The sequence below is a fragment of the Streptomyces sp. NPDC058632 genome (genome assembly GCF_042717095.1).
Lineage (GTDB): Bacteria > Actinomycetota > Actinomycetes > Streptomycetales > Streptomycetaceae > Streptomyces.
In genome coordinates this window covers 13885-34302 of the sequence record NZ_JBHXQZ010000085.1, presented here as the reverse complement: position 1 = coordinate 34302, position 20418 = coordinate 13885, and the positions used below count along the sequence as shown (strand labels likewise).

General features: G+C 71.3%; 18 protein-coding genes. 12 read left to right on the top strand and 6 right to left on the bottom strand.

Annotation, left to right across the window (positions count from 1 at the left end; genetic code table 11):
- Positions 1 to 1082, top strand: a 1082-nt coding sequence (locus ACFWVE_RS27235; protein WP_384019168.1) for an endonuclease/exonuclease/phosphatase family protein, incomplete at its 5' end; no start/stop codon positions are given.
- Positions 1083 to 1170: 88 nt separating this feature from the next.
- On the opposite strand, the gene ACFWVE_RS27230 is transcribed toward ACFWVE_RS27235, so the two are convergent.
- Positions 1171 to 2109, bottom strand: coding sequence for an aldo/keto reductase (locus ACFWVE_RS27230; RefSeq protein WP_384019165.1), 939 nt, complete (start codon positions 2107 to 2109; stop codon positions 1171 to 1173).
- 133 nt (positions 2110 to 2242) lie between these two features.
- Complete coding sequence (locus tag ACFWVE_RS27225) at positions 2243 to 3007, bottom strand: GntR family transcriptional regulator (RefSeq protein WP_384019162.1); 765 nt, start codon at positions 3005 to 3007, stop codon at positions 2243 to 2245.
- A 370-nt stretch (positions 3008 to 3377) separates the two neighbouring features.
- Here ACFWVE_RS27225 and ACFWVE_RS27220 point away from each other — a divergent pair, with 370 nt between their 5' ends.
- The 4 genes from ACFWVE_RS27220 to ACFWVE_RS27205 all read left to right on the top strand — a co-directional run bounded on the left by ACFWVE_RS27220 (position 3378) and on the right by ACFWVE_RS27205 (position 8055).
- Entirely contained in the window at positions 3378 to 4652 is a 1275-nt protein-coding gene (locus ACFWVE_RS27220) for an extracellular solute-binding protein (RefSeq protein WP_384019159.1), read from the top strand.
- A gap of 82 nt (positions 4653 to 4734) precedes the next feature.
- On the top strand, positions 4735 to 5730 hold the full coding sequence (locus ACFWVE_RS27215; RefSeq protein ID WP_384019156.1) for a carbohydrate ABC transporter permease: 996 nt from the start codon (positions 4735 to 4737) through the stop codon (positions 5728 to 5730).
- Entirely contained in the window at positions 5727 to 6557 is an 831-nt protein-coding gene (locus ACFWVE_RS27210; RefSeq protein WP_384019152.1) for a carbohydrate ABC transporter permease, read from the top strand. Before ACFWVE_RS27215 ends, ACFWVE_RS27210 begins: the two co-directional genes overlap by 4 nt.
- A gap of 7 nt (positions 6558 to 6564) precedes the next feature.
- On the top strand, positions 6565 to 8055 hold the full coding sequence (locus ACFWVE_RS27205; protein ID WP_384019149.1) for a glycoside hydrolase family 3 protein: 1491 nt from the start codon (positions 6565 to 6567) through the stop codon (positions 8053 to 8055).
- A 199-nt stretch (positions 8056 to 8254) separates the two neighbouring features.
- Here the strand turns inward: ACFWVE_RS27205 and ACFWVE_RS27200 are convergent, their stop codons facing one another.
- Together ACFWVE_RS27200 and ACFWVE_RS27195 are read right to left on the bottom strand one after the other, a co-directional pair.
- Positions 8255 to 9274 (bottom strand): hemolysin family protein, encoded by a 1020-nt coding sequence (locus ACFWVE_RS27200; RefSeq protein WP_384019145.1) that lies wholly within the window; start codon positions 9272 to 9274, stop codon positions 8255 to 8257.
- Positions 9271 to 10629 carry a hemolysin family protein gene (locus ACFWVE_RS27195; protein WP_384019142.1) on the bottom strand — a complete coding sequence of 453 codons (1359 nt, stop codon included), beginning with the start codon at positions 10627 to 10629 and terminating at the stop codon, positions 9271 to 9273. The genes ACFWVE_RS27200 and ACFWVE_RS27195 overlap by 4 nt, the downstream gene beginning before the upstream one ends.
- A 394-nt stretch (positions 10630 to 11023) precedes the next feature.
- On the opposite strand from ACFWVE_RS27195, the gene ACFWVE_RS27190 reads away from it, so the two are divergent.
- From ACFWVE_RS27190 to ACFWVE_RS27160, 7 genes are all read left to right on the top strand, one after another.
- The gene (locus ACFWVE_RS27190; protein ID WP_384019139.1) at positions 11024 to 11422 is read left to right on the top strand and encodes a cell division protein SepF; all 399 of its coding nucleotides are present in this window, start codon (positions 11024 to 11026) and stop codon (positions 11420 to 11422) included.
- A 105-nt stretch (positions 11423 to 11527) separates the two neighbouring features.
- Positions 11528 to 12793 carry an ATP-binding protein gene (locus ACFWVE_RS27185; protein ID WP_384019136.1) on the top strand — a complete coding sequence of 422 codons (1266 nt, stop codon included), beginning with the start codon at positions 11528 to 11530 and terminating at the stop codon, positions 12791 to 12793.
- Positions 12786 to 13154 (top strand): nucleotide pyrophosphohydrolase, encoded by a 369-nt coding sequence (locus ACFWVE_RS27180; RefSeq protein ID WP_384019133.1) that lies wholly within the window; start codon positions 12786 to 12788, stop codon positions 13152 to 13154. The genes ACFWVE_RS27185 and ACFWVE_RS27180 overlap by 8 nt, the downstream gene beginning before the upstream one ends.
- Positions 13155 to 13373: 219 nt before the next feature.
- Positions 13374 to 13844, top strand: coding sequence for a DUF6099 family protein (locus ACFWVE_RS27175; protein ID WP_384019130.1), 471 nt, complete (start codon positions 13374 to 13376; stop codon positions 13842 to 13844).
- A 72-nt stretch (positions 13845 to 13916) separates the two neighbouring features.
- Positions 13917 to 14840, top strand: coding sequence for an LLM class F420-dependent oxidoreductase (locus tag ACFWVE_RS27170; RefSeq protein WP_384019128.1), 924 nt, complete (start codon positions 13917 to 13919; stop codon positions 14838 to 14840).
- A gap of 152 nt (positions 14841 to 14992) precedes the next feature.
- Positions 14993 to 15256 (top strand): hypothetical protein, encoded by a 264-nt coding sequence (locus ACFWVE_RS27165; RefSeq protein ID WP_384019125.1) that lies wholly within the window; start codon positions 14993 to 14995, stop codon positions 15254 to 15256.
- A 415-nt stretch (positions 15257 to 15671) separates the two neighbouring features.
- Positions 15672 to 17960: an ATP-binding protein gene (locus tag ACFWVE_RS27160; protein ID WP_384019122.1), complete on the top strand. Its 2289-nt coding sequence runs from the start codon at positions 15672 to 15674 to the stop codon at positions 17958 to 17960.
- On the opposite strand, the gene ACFWVE_RS27155 is transcribed toward ACFWVE_RS27160, so the two are convergent.
- Complete coding sequence (locus ACFWVE_RS27155; RefSeq protein ID WP_384019119.1) at positions 17942 to 18409, bottom strand: response regulator; 468 nt, start codon at positions 18407 to 18409, stop codon at positions 17942 to 17944. The two genes, ACFWVE_RS27160 and ACFWVE_RS27155, sit on opposite strands and share 19 nt — an antisense overlap.
- Positions 18406 to 20178, bottom strand: coding sequence for a PP2C family protein-serine/threonine phosphatase (locus ACFWVE_RS27150; protein WP_384019116.1), 1773 nt, complete (start codon positions 20176 to 20178; stop codon positions 18406 to 18408). The genes ACFWVE_RS27155 and ACFWVE_RS27150 overlap by 4 nt, the downstream gene beginning before the upstream one ends.
- Between the last annotated feature and the right edge of the window lie 240 nt (positions 20179 to 20418).

Below are 20418 nucleotides of genomic sequence, written 5' to 3'. Positions count from 1 at the left end.
CGTCACGCCCCGGCCCCGGCCGGGGCCGGGGCGCCGTCTCGGGGGCGCTGATCTGCCTCACCGTGCTGTGGGCGCTGTACTCGGCGCTCAACCTCCTGCTCAGCGGACGCTGGTGGGTGTGGCTGATTCCCGACCTCGTGCCGCCGGTCTGCTTCGTCGCCGTGCCGCTGGTACTGCTGGCGCTCGCCGGGACGGCGGCCGGGCGCCGGGTGCGCCGGCCGCTGACGGTCGTACTCGTGCTGTTGCTGTTCTCGGGGCTCACCCGCTCCGGCGTCAACTGGGCCGCCCTGGTGCCCGGCGGGGGCCCCGGCCGCGCACCCGCGGGCGCGGTGAAAGTGGTCTCGTGGAACACCGAGTACTGGGACACCACGGACGCCCCCGACACCTTCTACGGGTATCTCAAGGCGCAGCGGGCCGACGTCTACCTGCTGCAGGAGTACCTGGCGTGGGTCGACGGACGGCCCGCGCCGCTCGACGAACTGGACCGTATCCGCAGGGAGTTCCCCGGATACCAGGTGGAGGTGCTGGGGGAGCAGGTCACCCTCTCGCGTTTCCCGGTCGTTTCCCGCACACCGGTCGGGCAGGGCGGGGGCGCGGGGCGCGGCGCGTCCTGGCAGGAGGAGTTCGAGCAGGGCAAGGTGCTGCGCACGGACCTCGATGTGCGCGGCCGGCCGGTCTCGTTCTACAACGTGCACATCCCGGTCCAGCTCGACATCGAACGCAGCGTGCTGAGCGCCGGTTTCTACGGTGAGATCCGCTCCCGCGACGCCGTGCGGCGGGACCACTACGAGGCCCTGCTCCGGGACGTGTCGGACAACCCCCACCCGGTGTTCGTCGCGGGCGACTTCAACACCACACCGGCCATGCGGGACCTGGACGGGATACGCGACGTCCTCCGGGACGCGCTGCCCGCGTCCGCGACGGTCCTGCCCGGCACCTGGAACAGCGACGGGGCGGGCCTGTGGCGGCTCGACTGGGCGTTCACCGACGACCTGCTCGAGGTGCACCGTTACGACTTCGACGACCCGCGCGGACTCTCCGACCACCAGGCGCAGCGCCTGACGGTGTCACTGCCCGGCTGAGGGGCACACCCCGGGCGGTGGGGGCGGCGCCCGGAGTGTGCCGGGCACCGCCCATGGCCGGCGGGCTCTCACCGCCGTCGGCCGGGTGTCACCGGCCGGCCCGGTCCAGCCGGTCGCGCTGCTCCGCGCTCAGGGTCAGGTCGAGGGCCGCCATGGCCTCCTCGGCCTGTGCGACCCGGCTGACCCCGACGATCGGCAGGATCCGGGGGGTGTGGTCGAGCAGCCAGGCCAGGACCACCTGGTTCACGGTCGCCCCCAGCTCCCCGGCGACCTCGCGGAGCGCCGTCAGCCGGGGCGGTGTGCCCGGATGGTCGTACGCGGCGGGGATCTCCACGTCCTCGCGGGTGTAGCCGCCGGACAGCAGCGGGCTGTACGCCCACAGGAGCAGGTCCGGCTCGCTGCGCGCGTAGTCGAGCAGGTCGGAGGTGGCGTGCACGTGCGCGGACGACGGCAGCGGCATGTCGAGGCGGGGCTGCAGGTACGAGTACCGGTACTGGAGGTGGGTGCAGCGCGGCCGGTCCCCGGCCAGTGCGCGGGCCCGCTCCGCGCGCCAGACGGCGTGGTTGCTCACGCCCAGCTCGCCCACCCTGCCCTCGTCGACGAGGTCCGCGAGGGTGTGCACGGTTTCGGCCAGGGGGACGGACCGGTCCTCGATGTGGGCCCAGTACACGTCGACGCGGTCGGTGCCCAGCCGGCGCAGACTGCCCTCCAGCGCCGACCTGATCGCCTTCTCCGACAGTCCTTCGGCGGACTCCAGGCCCGCGCCGGGGACGGTGGGCCGGGCACCGGCTTTGGTCCCGATCGTCACGTGGTCGCGTGCCCCGCGGCTCTTGAGCCAGGCGCCGAGGACGAGTTCGCTCTCGTCGCCGTTCGCGCCGTCGACCCAGAACGCGTAGTTGTCGGCCGTGTCGAGGACGGTGCCGCCCAGTTCGGTGAAACGGTCGAGGATCCGGAACGACGTCTCCTCGTCGACGCTCGTGCCGAAGCCCAACGTGCCGAGAGCGATGGTGCGTTGCCGAATGGCCATGGGGTGGGTCCTTGGGGTGGAAGCCGGATGGACCCTCCGTGTATACCGTCCGGACCGTGCAAAGGTCCAGACCAATTGACCTTCGGGGTCCGGGCGGTATCAGGGGCGGAAGGCGTCGGGGTGCCGGAGGGGGTCAGGGCGCCGGGCGGGACAGCCTCGCCGTGAACCGGTAGCGCGAGCCGCGGTACACCGCGCGGACCCACTCGACCGGCCTTCCCTGCTCGTCCCGTGAGTGGCGGGACAGCAGCAGCATCGGCAGGCCCACGTCCGTGTGGAGCAGGCCGGCCTCCCGCGGGGTGGCGGGAGAGGTCTCGATGGTCTCGTCGGCCTCCGCCAGCCGTACCCCGTACACCTCGGAGAGCGTCGTGTAGAGCGAGGTGCGGCGGGCGAGGTTCCGGCGCAGGCCGGGGAAGCGGCGCGCCGACAGATGGGTCGCCTCGATCGCCATCGGCTCACCCCCGGCCAGCCGCAGCCGCTCGACCCGCAGCACCCTCTCGCCCCGCTCCACCTCGAGCAGTGCCGCCAGTTCCTCACCGGCCGCCATGTAGTCGATGTCCAGGACCTGGGAGGCGGGGGTGAGCCCCTGGTTGCGCATGTCCTCGGTGTACGAGGTCAGCTGGAGGGTGCGGTAGATCTTCGGGCGGGCGACGAAGGTGCCCTTGCCCTGGATGCGGACCAGCCGGCCCTCGCTCACCAGCTCCTGGAGGGCCTTGCGCACGGTGGTGCGCGAGGTGCGGAACTCGAGGGCGAGGAAGCGCTCGGCCGGCATCGGCGAGCCCGGCGGGCGTGCCTCGGTCATCCCCAGTAAGCGCTGCTTGATGCGGTAGTACTTCGGGACGCGGCCGGTGGGGTCCGGTGCCCCCGTCTCGGCCTGGGCGCTGCTGAGGTCCGTGCTCATGACCTGCCTTCCGGGTGCGGGGTCCGGCGGTGCGGACGGCAGGTGCCGGCCGCGGTGCACGTCGGCGGACGGCCGGGTTCGGCGCCGCACGCTCGGCGGTCCCGTTATAACCGCACGTCTTCTTTTGGTCTAGTCCAACCGTCGACGCGTCCCCGTTCAAGGGGAGTTCCAGGTCCCGCGGGAGGTGCCGGAGGAGGCTCGGGCAATCGGCCGCGCGACCCTTGACAGGGTCATAGGTCTAGGCCAAGCTCCCCCTTGCTGGTCTAAACCATTTATGGAAGCCGGGTCCCAGCCCGCCGAGTGCTGCGCCGCTGCGAGGGTCACCGCCGAGGGCGTGGGTGTGGAAGGCATTCCTGAGGAGGGGTGGCGCGTGAAGCGCAAGCTGATAGCCGCGATCGGGGTCGCGGGCCTGTTGTTCTCCGTCGCTGCGTGCGGGGGAGACGACGGCGACGGGAAGAACACCGGGGCGGACGGCTTCGAGGGGCAGACCCTGGTCGTCTGGACGATGGACGGTTCGGCGCCGGCCGACTGGAGCAAGGACGTGCAGGCCGCCTTCGAGAAGAAGACCGGCGCGAAGGTGAAGTTCGAGACCCAGAAGTGGGACGGCATCCAGCAGAAGGTCACCACGGCCCTCTCCGAGAGCGACCCGCCGGACGTCATCGAGATCGGCAACACCCAGACCCCGTCGTACGCGGCGACCGGAGGCCTTGCCGAACTGGAGGACCTGAAGAAGGAGATCGGCGCCGAGTGGACGGACTCGGTCAACCAGTCCTCCGTCTTCGAGGGCAAGCAGTACGCCGCTCCGTGGTACTTCGCCAACCGCGTCGTCATCTACAACAAGGCGATCTGGGCCGAGGCCGGCATCAAGGACACGCCCAAGACGCGTGACGAGTTCTTCGAAGACCTCGAGACCATCGGGAAGAAGACCGACGCCGAGCCGATCTACATGCCCGGCCAGAACTGGTACTTCTTCGACGGCCTGATCATCGGCCAGGGCGCCGATCTGGTGAAGAAGGAGGGCGACACGTACGTCTCCAACCTCGCCGACCCCAAGGTCGCCGCGGCCATGGAGATCTACCGGAAGTACGCCTCGTTCTCCAAGGCCCCCAAGGACAAGGACGAGGCCACCCCGCAGCAGGCCGACGTCTTCGCCAAGGGCAGGACCGGTGCCTTCATCGGCATGGGCTGGGAGGCGGCGACCGCCGTCAAGGCCAACCCGGAGATCGAGAAGGATCTCGGCTACTTCACCATCCCCGGTGAGACCGCGGACAAGCCCGAAGGCGTCTTCCTCGGCGGTTCCAACCTCGCCGTCGCCGCCGGCAGCGAGAAGCAGGAACTGGCCCAGGAGTTCCTGAGGGTCGCTCTGTCCGACGAGTTCGAGGGTGCCCTCGCCAAGGCCAACGGCGTCATCCCGAACAAGCAGTCCCTGGAGTCCAGCCTGGAGGGCAACGCGGTCGCGGAGGCCGCCGCCCCGGCCGCCGCAGGCGGCGGCACCACCCCGCTGATCCCGCAGTGGGCCGCGGTGGAGAACACCCCCAACCCGATCAAGGCCTACATGACGGCGGTGCTGAAGGGGAAGTCCCCGGCCGAGGCCGCCGAGAGCGTCGAGGCCGAGATCAACAAGCGTCTGGCTCAGGAGAGCTGACGCCTCGTGCCGGGGGCGCCGTCGCACGGCGCCCCCGGTGTCAGCTGTGTTGCTCGTACGGCCATGGAAGAGACGACACGTCATGCCAGTGCAGACCCGAGGCACGGACACGGCAGGGGAGCCCGATGTCCGCAAGGCCGAGGCCCCTTCGAGCCCGCGTGGGACACGCGGTTCCAGGACCTCACACGGCCGGAAGGCCGCAGTCCCCTACCTGCTCCTGCTGCCGGCCCTGACCGCCACGCTGATCCTGCTCGGCTGGCCCCTGGTGAAGAACGGCATGCTGTCGTTCCAGAACCTGAACGCGCGGCAGCTCATCCAGCACCTGACCGAATGGAACGGGGTCGACAACTACCAGGAGGCCCTGGGAAATCCGGAGTTCTGGGCGGTCGTCAGGCGCACCGTCTACTTCACCGCGGCCAACGTGGTGCTGATCATGGGGTTCGGCACCCTCATCGGTCTCCTGCTCGCCCGGCTGGGACGCCGGATGCGACTGCTGCTCATGCTGGGCCTGGTCCTCGCCTGGGCCATGCCCGTCATCGCCGCCACCACCGTCTACCAGTGGCTCTTCGCCCAGCGCTTCGGCGTCGTCAACTGGACGCTGGACAGGCTCGGCTGGCACTCCATGGCGGACCACAACTGGCTCGGTACCCAGTTCTCCGCGTTCTCGGTGATCACCCTGCTGATCGTCTGGCAGTCGGTCCCGTTCGTGGCGATCAACCTGTACGCCGCCAGCACCACCATCTCCAGGGAACTGTACGAGGCCGCGTCCCTGGACGGCGCCGGCGCCTGGAAGAGCTTCACCTCGGTCACCTTCCCGTTCCTGCGGCCCTTCCTCTACGCCACGACGTTCCTCGAAGTCATCTGGGTCTTCAAGGCGTTCCCGCAGATCTTCGCCGTCACCGAGGGCGGCCCGGACCGGCTCACCGAGACCCTGCCGATCTACGCCTTCGTCGAGGGCGTCGGAAACCAGCACTTCGGCATGGGCGCGGCCATTTCGTTCCTGACCATCCTGGTGCTGATCGTCATCACCTCGTACTACCTGCGCGCGGTGACCAAGCAGGAGGAGGACGAGCTGTGAAGCGCTCACTCTTCGGCCGTATCTGGCCCAACGCGACCGCCGTCGTCCTCTCCGTGGGATTCGCGTTCCCGGTCTACTGGATGTTCGCCACCGCCTTCAAACCGCAGGGCGACATCATCTCCGAGAGCCCCGTGTGGTTCCCGACCGACGTCACCCTCACGCACTTCGACCGGGCCGTGCACGCGGACCACTTCTGGACGCTGGTGCGCAACTCCGTCACCGTCACCGTGGTCGCGGTCCTGCTGTCGTTGGTCATCGCGCTGATCGCGTCCTTCGCGCTGGCCCGGATGCGCTTCAAGGGGCGGCGCGGCTTCATCGTGACCTTCATGCTCGCCCAGATGGCGCCCTGGGAGGTCATGGTCATCGCCATTTACATGCTGGTGCGCGACAGCGACATGCTCGACAGCCTGGTGCCGCTGACCGCGTTCTACATGATGATGGTGCTGCCCCTCACGCTCCTCACCCTGCGCGGCTACGTGGCCGCCGTGCCGAAGGAGCTGGAGGAGTCGGCCATGGTCGACGGCTGCACCCGGACCCAGGCGTTCGTCAAGGTGATCTTCCCCCTGCTGGCGCCCGGCCTCATGGCCACCTCCCTGTTCGGCTTCATCACCGCGTGGAACGAGTTCCCCCTCGTCCTGATCCTCAACAAGAGCATCGAGGCGCAGACGCTGCCGCTGTGGCTGTCGCAGTTCCGCACCGCCTTCGGTGACGACTGGGGGGCGACGATGGCCGCTTCCTCCCTGTTCGCGCTTCCCATCCTGATCCTCTTCATCTTCCTGCAGCGCAAGGCCGTCAGCGGCCTGACCGACGGCGCCGTGAAGGGCTGATGCTTCGATGACGACATCCACCACCGGCACCGGCACCCTCACCCGCGACGCCCTCGCCGTGCTCCAGCCGGGCTTCGCCGGCACCACCGCGCCCGACTGGGTGCGCCGCCGGCTCTCCGAAGGGCTCGCCTCCGTCGCCCTCTTCGGCCGCAACGTCGAGACCGCCGAGCAGGTCGCCGCCCTCACCGCGCAGTTGCGGGCCGAACGGGACGACCTCCTCGTCGCCATCGACGAGGAGAGCGGCGACGTCACCCGGCTCGAGGTCCGCACCGGCTCCTCCTTCCCCGGCAACCACGCCCTCGGCGCCGTCGACGACACCGCCCTCACCCGCGGCGTCGCCCGTGAACTGGGCCGCCGGCTCGCCGAGTGCGGCGTCAACTTCAACTGGGCGCCCTCCGCCGACGTCAACGCCAACCCCGACAACCCGGTCATCGGCGTCCGCTCCTTCGGCGGCGACACCGGCCTGGTCGCCCGGCACACCGCCGCCTGGGTCGAGGGCCTGCAGTCCACCGGCGTCGCCGCCTGCACCAAGCACTTCCCCGGCCACGGCGACACCGGCGTCGACTCCCACCACGCCGTCCCGCACATCGACCTCGACGCCACCACGCTCCACGAACGCGAACTCCAGCCGTTCCGGGCGGCGATCGCGGCCGGCACCCGCGCCGTCATGAGCGCCCACATCCGCGTCCCCGTCCTCGACCCGGACCGCCCCGCCACCCTCTCCCGCCGCATCCTCACCGACCTGCTGCGCGGCGAACTCGGCTACCAGGGACTGATCGTCACCGACGGCATGGAGATGCGCGCCGTCTCCGGCACCTACGGCCTCGAACACGGAGTCGTCCTGGCCATCGCGGCCGGCGCCGACGCGATCTGCGTGGGCGGCGGGCTGTGCGACGAGGACACGGTGCAGGGCCTGACGGACGCGCTCGTCGCCGCCGTCCGCTCGGGCGAACTCCCCGAGGAGCGGCTCGCCGACGCCGCCGCCCGGGTCCGCGCCCTGGCCGACTGGACCGCCGGCGTACGGCGCTCCCCGGGGGCCGAGGACGACCGCGAGCCGGAGATCGGCCTCACGGCGGCCCGCCGCGCGGTGACCGTCACCCGCACCGGGCCCGCCGCACCGGTCACCGGACCGGTGTACGTGGCCACCTTCCACCCCGCCGCCAACATCGCCGTCGGCGACGAGACCCCCTGGGGCGTCGGCGCGGAACTGGAGCGGCTGCTGCCCGGCACCACCACCAACTCCTTCACCGGCCCCGACGCCGGAGCGCGGGCGCTCGAGGCCGCGGCCGGCCGGCGCGTGGTCGCCGTGGTCCGCGACGAGCACCGGCACCCGTGGATGCGTACGGCCCTGGACACCCTGCTCGCGTCCGGGCCGGACACCGTGGTCGTGGAGATGGGCGTACCGCAGTCCGCGCCGCGCGGTGCGCTGCACGTCGCCACGCACGGGGCGGCGCGCGTGTGCGGGGTCGCGGCGGCCGAGGCGGTCGTCGCGGGCTGACCCGCGGGGAAGGCCCCGGCCGTCGGCGGTGTACGCCGGGGCCGGGGCCTTCGTGAGGGGCCGGGGCGTGTGAACGGCCTCGTCGGACCGCGGTCGGGGCCCGGCGCCGCCCCGCCACTCCCGCCGAGCGAAAACGCGCCGGCCGGCCCGCGTGTCGCGGACCGGCCGGCGCTCTGTCGTGCTCGCGTCCGGTGTGCGGTCAGCCCCCGGCCGGGAGCATCAGCCGGGCCAGCAGGTCGTCCAGCGTGACCATGCCGGTCAGCCGGCCCGAGTCGTCCCGGACGACCGCCAGCGTGCCCCGGCGGCGGCGCAGCACGTCGATCGCGTCGGCGACCGTCGTGGTGTCCGTCAGCTCGGGCACCGGGCGGGCCAGCTCGCGGGCGCTCGTGGCCCGGCCCCGGGCACGGGCGACCAGCACGTCCCGCGCGTGGATCGCGCCGAGGACGGTGCCCCCGTCACGGACGAGCAGCCGGGTCCGGTCGCACGCGGTGGCCACCCGCAGCACCTCGTCGACCCCCGCGTCACCCTCCACCGAGTCGATCTCCTCGGCCGGGATCCGCAGGGCGCCGACCGGGGTGTCGGGCTCGGTCAGCGAACGGGTCAGCAGCTGGGAGTCCGTCTTGCTGATCAGGCCGAGCCGCTCCGACTCCACCACCAGGTGGGTGAGCTGCTCACGGTCGTGGACCGAGGCCAGCTCGTCGCGCGGGCTCACCCGGCACATCCGTACCAGTGCGTTGCTCACCACGTTCAGCACGTGGATCAGCGGCCGGACGACCTTCACCACCGCCCTGAACGACGGGGCGAGCAGCATCGCGGAACGCTCCGGGTGGGCGATCGCCCACGACTTGGGAGCCATCTCGCCGACCACCATGTGCAGGAACACCACCAGCATCATCGCGACGGCGAACGCCACCCCGTAACTGACCGCGCTGGGCAGACCCAGGGCGTGCAGCAGCGGGTCCAGCTCGTGCGAGATCGCGGGCTTGGACACCGAGCCAAGGCCCAGCGTGCACACCGTGATGCCCAGCTGGGCACCGGCCAGCATGAGCGACAGCTCGCGCATGCCGGCCAGCGCGGCACCGGCGCCGCGCCGCCCCTCGGACGCCGCCTTCTCCATGCGGTGCCGCTTGGCGGCGACCAGCGCGAACTCGGCCGCCACGAAGAACCCGCTGCCGATCAGCAGCAGCACGGTCACGAAGAGAGCCATCGGGAAACTCATGCGGGTTCCTCCGCCTTCTCCATGCCGTCCTCCACCGGGGGCGCGATCCGGGTGACCCGCACCCGCTCGGCGACATGCCGGTCCAGGGTGCGTACGTCGATCACCGCGCGGCCGTCCTTGGGCAGCTCGACGGTGACCCGGTCACCCACGGTGGGGAAACGGCCCAGCCGGTCCACGACCAGGCCGGCCACCGTCTCGTAGTCGTCCCCCTCGGGCAGCTGGACGCCGGTCGCCCCGGCCACCTCGTCCAGCCGGCGGCCCGCGTCCACGAGCCAGCCGTCACCGTCGGCGACCGCCAGTTCGGAGACCTTGTCGGACTCGTCGGCGATGTCACCGACCAGCTCCTCGGCGATGTCCTCGTAGGTGACGATGCCGGCCACGCCGCCGTGCTCGTCGAGGACGACCGCGAACTCGTCCTCCTGCTCGCGCATCCGCGCGACCGCGTCCGGCAGCGGAAGCGTGTCCGGCAGCAGCAGGGTCCGCCTGGCCATCCGGCCGGCGGTGGCGCCGGCCAGCCGGTCGGCGGGCACCGCCATCAGTTCACGCACACCCAGCACCCCCGCGACGTCGTCGGGGTGATCCCCGAGCACGGGGTAGTTGGAGTGGCCGTGCGCCGCGATCAGGCCGACCGCCTCGTCGGCGCTCGCCTCCCCGCGGACGAAGACGGCGTCCGCGCGCGGCACCATCACCGCGTGCAGGGTCCGCTCGGAGAACTCCAGCGCGTGGTCCAGCAGGGTGGCTCTGTCCCCGGGCAGCGCCCCGTTCTCGTGGGACTCGCCGATCAGATGACCGAGCTCCTCCAGCGTGGCACCGTGGTGCAGCTCCTCGACCGGCTCGATGCCGATGCGGCGCAGCAGGCCGGAGGCGGCATTGTCGAAGATCCGCACCAGCGGTCCGACGACCTTCAGATACGCCAGGGTCGAGCCGGCCAGCGCCTTCGCCAGCCGTTCGGGCACGGCGATGGCGAGGTTCTTCGGGGCCAGCTCGCCGAGCACCATCTGGACGATCGTGGCCAGCACGAACGCGAGCACGACCGAGATACCGCTCACCGCCGCGTCCGGCAGTCCGAGGCCGGACAGCGCCGGCCTGAGCAGCGCGGACACCGACGGCTCGGCGATGAAACCGACGACCAGACCGGTGACGGTGATGCCGAGCTGGGCGCCCGACAGCATGAAGGACAGCCGCTCCAGCACCTTCAGCGCGCGGGCGGCCCTGCGGTCCCCGGCCTCGGCCTCACGCGCGAGCGCGAGCCGGTCCACGGAGACGTAGGCGAACTCCTGGGCAACGAAATAACCGGTGCCGGCGGTGAGTACGAACACGGCGAGCAGGCCCAGCAAGGCCTCTACGGCACTCATCGAACACCACCCCGCCGGGTGCCGATTTCAACAGGTGCGTGACGGGATGGTCGGGGACTGTGCCCCGGGGGGTCCGTCGATCTGGCGGACACGTGCGTGACTCCTCTTCGGTGTGCCCGGCGACCGATGCGCCGGGCGGCCCGGGTGGGCTCTGTCTGGGATCCAACGATTCTGGCAGGGGACGTGTTCCCCGACCGGGCCGGACCGCACAGGTCCCCGGCCGCTGTCGACAATCGGTATCTACAGCAACGTAGAAGTTACCTGACCCGGCCCCGGGGCAGAAGTGCCGGACTCGGGCGTTCCGGGTTGGCGGAGGGTGTCGCTGTTGGGCCGAACGGGTGACCATGCGTAAGAATTGCCCGATGCAGACAGTCAGCACCACCCAGGACGGAGCATGCCGGTGAACAGCCACGATGTCACCGACGAACAGTGGGAGGGACTCGCCCAGGTCGTTCCGCTACGGGGCCACGACGCCTGGCCGTCCTCGGTGGGTCACCGGTCCGCCCCCGAGGCCGAGACCGAGGCGCGCCGCCGCCTCGTGGTCCTGAGGGTGAACGTGTTCGCGGACGCCCGCGACGTCGCGGAGACGCTGATGTCCGGGATTCCGGTCCTGCTCGACCTCACCAGCGCGGAGGGCGACGTCGCCAAGCGGATACTGGACTTCAGCACCGGCGTCGTCTTCGGCCTGGGCAGCGGCATGCACCGCGTCGACCGCAACGTCTTCCTGCTGACCCCGGCCGACACCGAGGTGACCGGCCTGGTGCAGGGAATGGGGATTCCCGGGAACGGTTAGGCCGGTACGGGGGAGTGAACGGGCGGGGCGGGCGCTTCGCCCGATCGTGGGAAGCGCGCACAAGCGGAACGGTTCGCCCCGCTCCGGAGCCCTAACGTCCCGCACATGACCCTGCCCCACCCGTCGCCGCCGGCCACGTCACCCCTGTCCTCTTCCTCCAGGTCTTCCTCCACGTCTTCCTCCGCGCCCTCTCCGCCCGCCGTCGCGTCCACCGGGGCCTCCTCCGGGGGCGGTGGTGTCCAGGGGCGCCGGCGCCCCGACCGGCCGCACATCACCGAGCTGCTGCTGTCCGCCTTCGCCGGGCACCGCAACACCGGGCTTGCGCTCGGGCCGCTCACCCTGCTGGCCGGGGCCAGCGGCAGCGGCAAGACCAGCGCCCTGCGGGCCTACGAGGCGCTCGCCCGGCTCGGCGGCGGGGCCGAACTCGGCGAGGCGTTCCCCGAACCGGACGCGTGCGTCCCGGAACGGGCCCGCGCCGACGCACAGGACCGCCGGGGCTTCCGCATCGGCTGCACCGCAGACGGCCCCGAGGGCCCGGTCCGGCTCGAGGTCGCCGTCCAGGCCGAACCCACGCTGCGGATCGCGGGGGAGCGGCTGACGGCGGACGGGACGGTTCTGCTGGAGTCCGCGCTGCGCGACCCCCGGCGCCGCACCGTGCAGGCCGCGTGGCACACCGCCGGGTCCACCCCGGTCACCCGCGGCCCGCTGCCCGACGACCGGCTGGGCACCGCGCTGCTGCCGCTGCGCGTCGCCGGCCGGACGCCCGGCGAGCGCAGGGTGCTGGCCGCCGCCGAGCAGATGGTGGTCGCCCTGCGCTCGGTCTTCGCCTGCGACCCCCGGCCCGACGGCATGCGCGACCCCGTGCCGACCGGCACCGGGCGGCTGCTCGGCGGCTGTGGCAACCTCGCCGACGTGCTGTGGCGCACCCACACCGAGTGCGCGATCCGGTACGGACTCCTGGTGTCCGCCGTACGCGCCGGATGCGCCGGGCCGGTCACCGGCCTGCTCGCCGAGCCGTACGGCGGTGGCCTGGTCCGCGCCCTGCTCGACCGGGGCGACGGAATCCGTACCGAACTCGGACGCCTGGGCGACGGCGAACTGCGGTACGTCGCGCTCGCGCTGGTGCTGCTCACCGGCCCCGGCGTACTGGAGGTCGACGCGCCCGGCGAGGTCCCGGCCGCGCTGCAGACCCTCACCGTGCTCGCCGACGGGCTCGACCGGGGCATGGACCCGCTCCAGCGCGCGGAAATGCTGCGGCTGGCGGCGCGGATGTGCGAGCGCGGCCACATCCGGCTGGTCGGCTCGGTGAGCGACGCCTCCTGGGCCGCGGGGGCGGACGGCGTGACGGTGGTACACCTGACCCGTGACTGACACGCCCGACCCGACGCGCCCCCCTGCCTCCGCCCGCCGGCCCGCCCCGCTCGACGTGGCCGGACTCCAGCGCAGGCTCGCCGAGTTCGCCACGGCGCGGAACTGGCAGCCCTACCACACCCCGAAGAACCTCGTCACCGCGCTCAGTGTGGAGGCCTCCGAACTGGTCGAGATCTTCCAGTGGCTGACGCCGGAGGAGTCGGCCCGCGTCATGGACGACCCGGACACCGCACACCGCGTCGGCGACGAGGTGGCCGATGTGCTCGCGTACCTCCTCCAGTTGTGCGAGGTGCTCGGCATCGACCCCCTGGCCGCGCTGAACGCCAAGATCGACCGCAACGAGCACCGCTTCCCGGTCTGAACGGGGTCCTCCGCGGGCTGCCCTCCACGGAGGATCCCTCCCCGGAGTGAACTTCTCCGCCATCACTCTCCGTATTCGGCATGTCGACCGTTTTCGAATTGTTGTCCCCAGATTTCCGCCTTCTGTTCGGTGTTCTGTCTCAAACGGCCTCACTCTGGGTAGTGAAGAAGAGAGTTGGGCGGACGCGTGGGCAGCGCGTCGGACAGACAGGGGCGGCGCATGGACGCTGTGCGGCTCATAGCGGCGAGCAGACGGGCCCTCACCGCTGCCGGCGGTGTGCCGGAGCTCTCGGCCGAGGTGTGGCAGGCGCAGGCACTCGCGCAGGCGATAGGCAGTCGCCTCGCGGTCGCCGGCCCGCCCGAACTGCGCGGTGAGGCACTGGGGCTGACCGAGCTGGCGGGACGCGGCTGCGGTGTGCTGGACACCCCGCCGCTCGGCCCGGGCGAGCTGCGCTCCGCCCTGCTCACCGAGTTGGGCGACGCCCGGCAGGCCCTGCTGCACCTGGGCGGACTTCTCGGCGAGGTCGGCATCGCGCTGGTCGGCATGGCCTCCTCGGCGGACGACGAGAGCGCGTACTGGCAGTGCGTGGAGGCCATCGACGCGGCGGACGAGTCCCGCGACCGCGTCCTGGAGATGCTCCGCAAACTGGCGGAGCGCGACCAGGCCCTCGCCGAACGCGAGGCCGGCTAGGCACGGCACGGGTACGGCACAGGGCGACGGGCCGGTCGGGCCGTACCGGAACCGAGCAGGCAGGATGGAGGTATGGATCTCCGTATCTTCACCGAGCCCCAGCAGGGGGCCACCTACGACACCTTGCTCACCGTCGCCAAGGCCACCGAGGACCTCGGCTTCGACGCCTTCTTCCGCTCCGACCACTACCTCAGGATGGGTTCCGGGGACGGCCTGCCCGGCCCCACCGACGCCTGGATCACCCTCGCCGGCCTCGCCCGCGAGACCAAGCGCATCCGGCTCGGCACCCTGATGACCGCCGGCACCTTCCGACTCCCCGGCGTCCTCGCCATCCAGGTCGCCCAGGTGGACCAGATGTCCGGCGGCCGCGTCGAACTCGGCCTGGGATCCGGCTGGTTCGAGGAAGAGCACAAGGCGTACGGCATCCCCTTCCCGAAGGAGAAGATGGCCCGCCTGGAGGAACAGCTGGAGATCGTCACCGGCCTGTGGGCCACGGAGACCGGCCAGACCTACGACTTCCACGGCACGTACTACGACCTCACCGGGTCGCCGGCCCTCCCCAAGCCGGCCCAGCCCAAGGTCCCGGTGCTCATCGGCGGCCACGGCGCCGTCCGCACCCCCCGGCTGGCCGCGCGGTACGCCGACGAGTTCAACATGCCCTTCGCCTCCGTCGAGGACAGCGAGCGCCAGTTCGGCCGGGTGCGCGCCGCCGCCCAGGAGGCAGGCCGCGACCCCGACGCCCTCGTGTACTCCAACGCGCTGGTCGCCTGCGTCGGCAAGGACGAACAGGAGATCACCCGCCGCGCCGCCGCGATCGGCCGCGAGCCCGACGAACTGCGTACCAACGGCCTCGCCGGCTCCCCCGCCGAGGTCGTCGACAAGATCGGCCGCTACGCCGAGGCCGGCGCCCGCCGCATCTACCTCCAGATCCTCGACCTGTCCGACCTCGACCACCTGGAACTGATCTCCTCCCAGGTCCAGCCCCAGCTGAGCTAGCCAGCCCCTCCGGCCGTGCGGGCAGACCCGCCCGCACGGCCCGCATGGCCAGGTCGGCCGTCGGCAGACCCGCACGCACTCCCGGCAGGCCCGAAGCCCTGGAGAAGCAGGGGCTCGGGGCCGCCCAGCTCATTCGGCAAAGGCCCTTCCCGGTGGCGGCCGACCGCACCGCCACGGCGGCCTGGAGCGCCCTGGACGCCCGGAAGCCGGACCACGCTCGCGCAGCGAGGTGCTCCTCGTCGGTGTCGTCGGGTGCGTCGGCCGGTCGCCGCGTTGAGTGCGGCACCGAGCTGCCGCGTGAGAGCGACCTCTTCCTCGGTCCTCGGACCGGTGCCGAGGCGGCTCTCGGGGTTGTCGGCATCGCAGAAGTCGTCGAAGAGCGTATGGAGGATGCGGTCCAGGTTCTCGAACGCTGACGGGTCCAGCCGTACGTCTCGCCGCCATGGCGGGTTGGCCAGTGCCAGGACCGCTGGGACGAGGTGGACCCGGAAGTTCGCGGTGCGCCGTCCGTCCTCGTTCACGCCTCCGAGGGCAGCGACAGCGGATGAGGGCAGCACCGGCACCACATGTGCCGGTCGCACACCGCACACCGCACACCGCTCACGAGAACGCCGGTCCTGGTGGGGGCCGCGGTGCCCGCTTCCGGCTGCGTGCGGCACGGAAAGGACGCGGTGGGCGACGAACGGACCGAGAAGGCCGTGCGGGCGGCCGCCGTCAGAAGCGACGACACGCGCCCGCCGCAGCCCTCCGACCCCAGGGCGCCGTGGAAGGATCGCGGCGGGCCGGGCAGCCGACCAGACCGGATCGAGAACACGGTACGTGGGAGAAGAGATGTCCCTTCCGGACCCCGGGCGGGAGGCCGAAGCCACGGCGGCCATCGGCTTCGACCTCGGCGAATGCATTCAGGAGCCCATTCACCTGCTCGGCCGGATCCAGTCCCACGGCACCCTGCTGGCGGTGGAGGCCGATACCGGCACCGTGCACACCGCAGCCCTGAACACCGGCGGCCTGCTGGGAATCGCGGCCGAGGAACTGGTCGGGGGACCCGTCACGAGGGTGCTGTCCCCCGAGGACTGGGCCCAGGCTCTGGAGGTCAGCGCTCAGCACGAGGCGGCAAGCCTGGTTCTCCCCGTCTCCATCGACGTGGCAGGCACCCCCCGGATGTTCGACGTGACCGCACACCGGCAGGGGCCCCTCATCATCCTGGAGTGCGAGCCCCGAACCGTCGCGTTGCCGCATTTCGCGTCCTACTACCAGGGTGTCCGGCGGGCCCTGACACGGCTTCGGTCGTCGACGACAGTAGTCGAGTGCTGCCAGGCGGCCACCCATGAGGTCCAGGCGCTGACCGGCTTCGACCGGGTGGTCGCCTACCGCTTCGAGGACGAGGACGGGCCGGGAGAGGTGGTCGCGGAGGTGCTCACCGACGGCCACGAGCCCTGGCTGGGGCTCTGGTTCCCCGCCAGTGACATCCCACCCCAGGCGAGGCGGCTCTACCGCGACAACTGGATCCGGGTGATCCCCGACGTGGACGACACCAGTGCGGGCCTGCACCCCCCGCGGCAGGCCGACTCCGGCCTGCCGCTGGACCTGTCGAACTCCGTACTGCGCACCGTGTCCGGCTTTCATCTGGAGTACCTGCGGAACCTCGGTGTGAAGTCGTCGATGTCGGTGAGCGTCCTTCGGGAGGGCAAGCTCTGGGGGCTGATCGCCTGTCATGGAGACGCCGCCGCCACGATTCCCCCGGAACTGCGGGCGGCATGCGAGTTCTTCGGCGTCGCCTTCTCCCTGCAACTCGCGGTCGTCGAGGAACGAGAGCAGGCCGAGGCGCTCCGCACGTCCCGTGAGCGCCTCGACCGGATCACCTCCCGGCTCACGTCCGATCTGGAGCACTCGCTCCTGGCAGACGACGAAGCACTCCGAACGCTGCTGGACGCCGACGGTGCGGCGCTCTGCCGCGGCGGCCGCAGCACCACCAGCGGGATGAGTGTGGCGCCCGCTCTGCTGGAGACCCTCCGGACACGCGCGGCAGGGTGGTCACCGGGCACTGTCTGGAGCACGGACCGCCTGTCCGAGGAACCGGACCAACCCGGCGGCGACGTGACGGAAGGCGCTCCGGCGGGGGTCCTGATGGTGACGCTGAGCCGTGCGGGTGACTTCCTCGCCTGGTTCCGCAGGGACCGTCCCACCGCCCGCCAATGGGCCACAGACCCTTCCCGGCCCGTCGAGGTCGGCCCGCGGGGCGAACGGCTCACCCCTCGCGGGTCGGGTGCGGTCTTCCGCGCGGCGGTACGTGGACAGAGCCTGCCCTGGACGCCGGCCGACCGCGCCACCGCGCGGGAGCTCTGGCGCACGCTGACCGGTCTCGTACTCCGGCACGAGGCCGAACTGGCCTCGCTCAACGAACAGCTGCGCATCACCAACTCCGACCTCGACTCGTTCGCCCACGTGGCGGCCCACGACCTCAAGGAACCACTGCGAGGCATCTCCAACGCCGCGACCTTCGTCATGGAGGACGCCGCGGCGGACCTCGACGCGACGACCGTCCGACGGCTTCTCACCATGCGGCGACTGGCCGGCCGAATGGACGACCTGCTCGACTCGTTGCTGCGCTTCGCCCAGCTGGGCCGAGGCGGGCTGCACCGCATCCGTGTCCCACTGGACCGGGTGCTGGACTCCGCACTCGACGTGGCCGGGGAACGTCTGGCCGAGGCCCACGTGCGGGTCATCAGAGGAGATCTGCCCGAGGTGTACGCCGATGAGCACCGGCTCTACGAGGTCCTGGTCAACCTCTTGGTGAATGCCGCCAAGTACGCCGCCGATCAAGGAGACCGCACGGTCGAGGTCCTGGTCGACACACTCCGCACGCCGGCAGGCGGGACCCCCCGGCAGACCGTCGTGGTCCGTGACAACGGCATCGGCATTCCGGCCGACCAGCAGGGTGAGGTCTTCGAGCTGTTCCGCAGACTGCACGGGCCGGACGAGCGCGGTGGAGGCTCCGGCGTCGGTCTCGCGATCGTCAAACGGATCGTGGAACGGCACGACGGCGAGGTGTGGCTCGAAAGCGGACCGGGCCGTGGGACCACCTTCTACTTCACCCTGGGTCAGGAAGACGACGACTGAGCGGAGGGGCCCTCGCCCCCACCCTTCGCCCTTCTCTGCCAGTAGTCCACGGCCCCCTTCAGAACGGTACGGAAGAGCTCGAAGTTGACCGGCTTGTAGATGTAGCTGTCGGCCCCTGCCGCGTAGGTCGCGTCGACCTCGTCCGGCGCGGTGGACGACGTGAAGACGACCACGGTCACCTTGTTCAGTTCAGGCATGGAGCGGATCGACCGGAGCACCGCGGCTCCACTGAGACCGGGCATGTTCAGGTCCAGAAGGACGAGCCCCGGTCGCGGGGCGGCTTCCAGCAACCGCTCGACGACTCCGGCCCCCCTGTCCGTGAACAGCAGCGTCAGATCCGGATGAGTGCTGCCGAGCGCCCGCCGGATCGCCTCGGCGTCCTCCGCCGAATCCTCGACCACCCAGACGAGATCGTGATCGATCCCCGCATCCCCGGCCGGCCCGCTCACGCGACCGCCTCCACCTGTGCGACGAGCACGGCGATGTCGTCCGCACCCGTGGCCCGGAATTCCACGACAGCCGCTGCCAGCCGTTCGGCGAACCCTCGGGCCTCACCGGCTCCCTGCCGGGTCACCGCGTCCTGCAGGCAGGATTCGAAGAACGTTCCGTCAGCCGCTCTCGCCTCGGTCACCCCGTCGGTGAACAGCACCAGCGCGCCCCCCGGCGCCACATGCGCCGACCCGGATCCGTACTCGATTTCTTCCAGTACACCCAGCAGATCACCGTGGGCGGCGAGCTCCTCCACAGCGCCGTCCTCACGCCGCACCAGAGGCGCCGGATGCCCGGCGTTCCAATAACGCAGGCGGAATCCCATTCCGTCCGGCACCAGCACCGCTACCAGCGCTGTCACGAAGCGGGACGTGCTCTCCCTGATCAGAGCCTGGTTCAGCCGTCCCAGCGCGTGCTCGGGCGTTCTGCCGTCCTCGAGCAGGGTGCGCAGGGTATGCCGGGCCAGACCGGTGAGTCCCGCAGCCTCCGCCCCGCGACCGCAGACGTCACCGATGAGGAGCGTCACACCGCCCCGCGGCCCCGGGACAGCGTCATAGAAGTCACCACCCACATCGAGCGAGACATCGCCCACCTCGTATGCCGAACTCAGAGCGAGACCCGAAATCCGCGGTAGTGCCCTCGGCAGCAGATGCCGCTGGAGGGAGACCACGTGCCGGCGCCGCTGTTCGTACAGGGTGCTGGTATCGATGGCCAACGCGGCCCGGTCGGCAAGATCGGCGAGGAAGCGCGAGGGCACCTCGGCGATGTCCGCCCGGTGGTACAGGAATGTCAGAGTGCCCAGGGCCCGCCCCCGGGCCTTGAGGGGATTCACACTGAGCGCGCGCACGGCCCGCCCCGCCCCGGACGAGGCGGGCCCGAAGGGCCCGCCTCCCAGCTCGTCGCCCTGCAGCACCAGCCCCTGCCCGCGGTCGGCGACCCGCTGCAGCACATCGGTGAGCCAGCGGTCCCCGGCCGCGACCGCACCGAGCCACTGCTGCTCGCCCGCGTCCATGTGCGAGTAGGCCACGGGAGTCAGTCCGCCGGAGAGACGCAGGTGCAGGACGCACCCCTCGGCGACAGCGGGAACAGCCGTCCGAGCCACCCGTTGCACGGTCCTCTCCACATCGAGGCTCGAATCCATCTGCAACGACGCCTCCGCCAGGAAGGCGTCACTCACCCGACGCAGCTCGTTCTCGCGCCGCGCCATGATGCGCCTGTCGGAGACCATGGTGACCTCGGCCACCTGCTTCAGCCGGGCCCGCAGTGTCGCATCGACCGTGTCCCCGGCCGCGGTGCCGACCATGAACGACGTCCAGCCGCCCTGCCCCAGCGGCACGGCACACTCGGCCACGCTCCGAACGCCCGCCGCCGCCAGAACCCGGACATGCGGCATGGCGCCGTCGAGCCCCGACACCTCGTGAACCGTGACAGTCGGATCGTCGACCGGAGCACCTACGGCGGCAGCTTCGCCAAAATTCTGTTCGAATTCAATGAACGACGGCGTCGGCTCCGCCAGGGTGACACTCCGCAGATAGTGCAGCAGCCCCCCGCTCCAGCGGGTGCCTACGACGGCCAGCACACCGGGCATACGGAGCAGCATGTCGTAGAGGAAGACTTCCAGCTCTGTCACGTCCTGCGCCGTATCGGCGACACGCCAGAGCTCATGCAGCCGACCGGACCACCACCCGTCATCCGCCCGGGGGGAAGCTCTGCCCTCGTACTGCTCCACCGCTGGTCCGCCGTTCCTGTCGCCGCTGTCGACCCGGCCCTCACGGGAAACGCTATGCCAGGCGGACGCCGACCGCCTCCAGGCGCGGTCCCCGCGGCAGCCGGGCGACCACCCGGGGAGGCTCCCGGGTGGCCCCTTGGCCCCCGCGCTGTAAGGCAGGGACGGGACGTGCCCCCTCACCGTGCGGCGGTCGGGGGCCGGCGAACGGCGGACCGGAGCTTCCCCGTGTGGCCGGACGCC

Excerpts from the sequence above, each read along its gene's own strand:
- ACFWVE_RS27230 (WP_384019165.1), bottom strand. The coding sequence starts at position 2,109 with ATGGCCATTCGGCAACGCACCATCGCTCTCGGCACGTTGGGCTTCGGC.
- ACFWVE_RS27225 (WP_384019162.1), bottom strand. The coding sequence starts at position 3,007 with ATGAGCACGGACCTCAGCAGCGCCCAGGCCGAGACGGGGGCACCGGAC.
- ACFWVE_RS27215 (WP_384019156.1), top strand. The coding sequence starts at position 4,735 with ATGCCAGTGCAGACCCGAGGCACGGACACGGCAGGGGAGCCCGATGTC.
- ACFWVE_RS27205 (WP_384019149.1), top strand. The coding sequence starts at position 6,565 with ATGACGACATCCACCACCGGCACCGGCACCCTCACCCGCGACGCCCTC.
- ACFWVE_RS27200 (WP_384019145.1), bottom strand. The coding sequence starts at position 9,274 with ATGAGTTTCCCGATGGCTCTCTTCGTGACCGTGCTGCTGCTGATCGGC.
- ACFWVE_RS27195 (WP_384019142.1), bottom strand. The coding sequence starts at position 10,629 with ATGAGTGCCGTAGAGGCCTTGCTGGGCCTGCTCGCCGTGTTCGTACTC.
- ACFWVE_RS27190 (WP_384019139.1), top strand. The coding sequence starts at position 11,024 with ATGCCGGTGAACAGCCACGATGTCACCGACGAACAGTGGGAGGGACTC.
- ACFWVE_RS27185 (WP_384019136.1), top strand. The coding sequence starts at position 11,528 with ATGACCCTGCCCCACCCGTCGCCGCCGGCCACGTCACCCCTGTCCTCT.
- ACFWVE_RS27175 (WP_384019130.1), top strand. The coding sequence starts at position 13,374 with ATGGACGCTGTGCGGCTCATAGCGGCGAGCAGACGGGCCCTCACCGCT.
- ACFWVE_RS27170 (WP_384019128.1), top strand. The coding sequence starts at position 13,917 with ATGGATCTCCGTATCTTCACCGAGCCCCAGCAGGGGGCCACCTACGAC.
- ACFWVE_RS27160 (WP_384019122.1), top strand. The coding sequence starts at position 15,672 with ATGTCCCTTCCGGACCCCGGGCGGGAGGCCGAAGCCACGGCGGCCATC.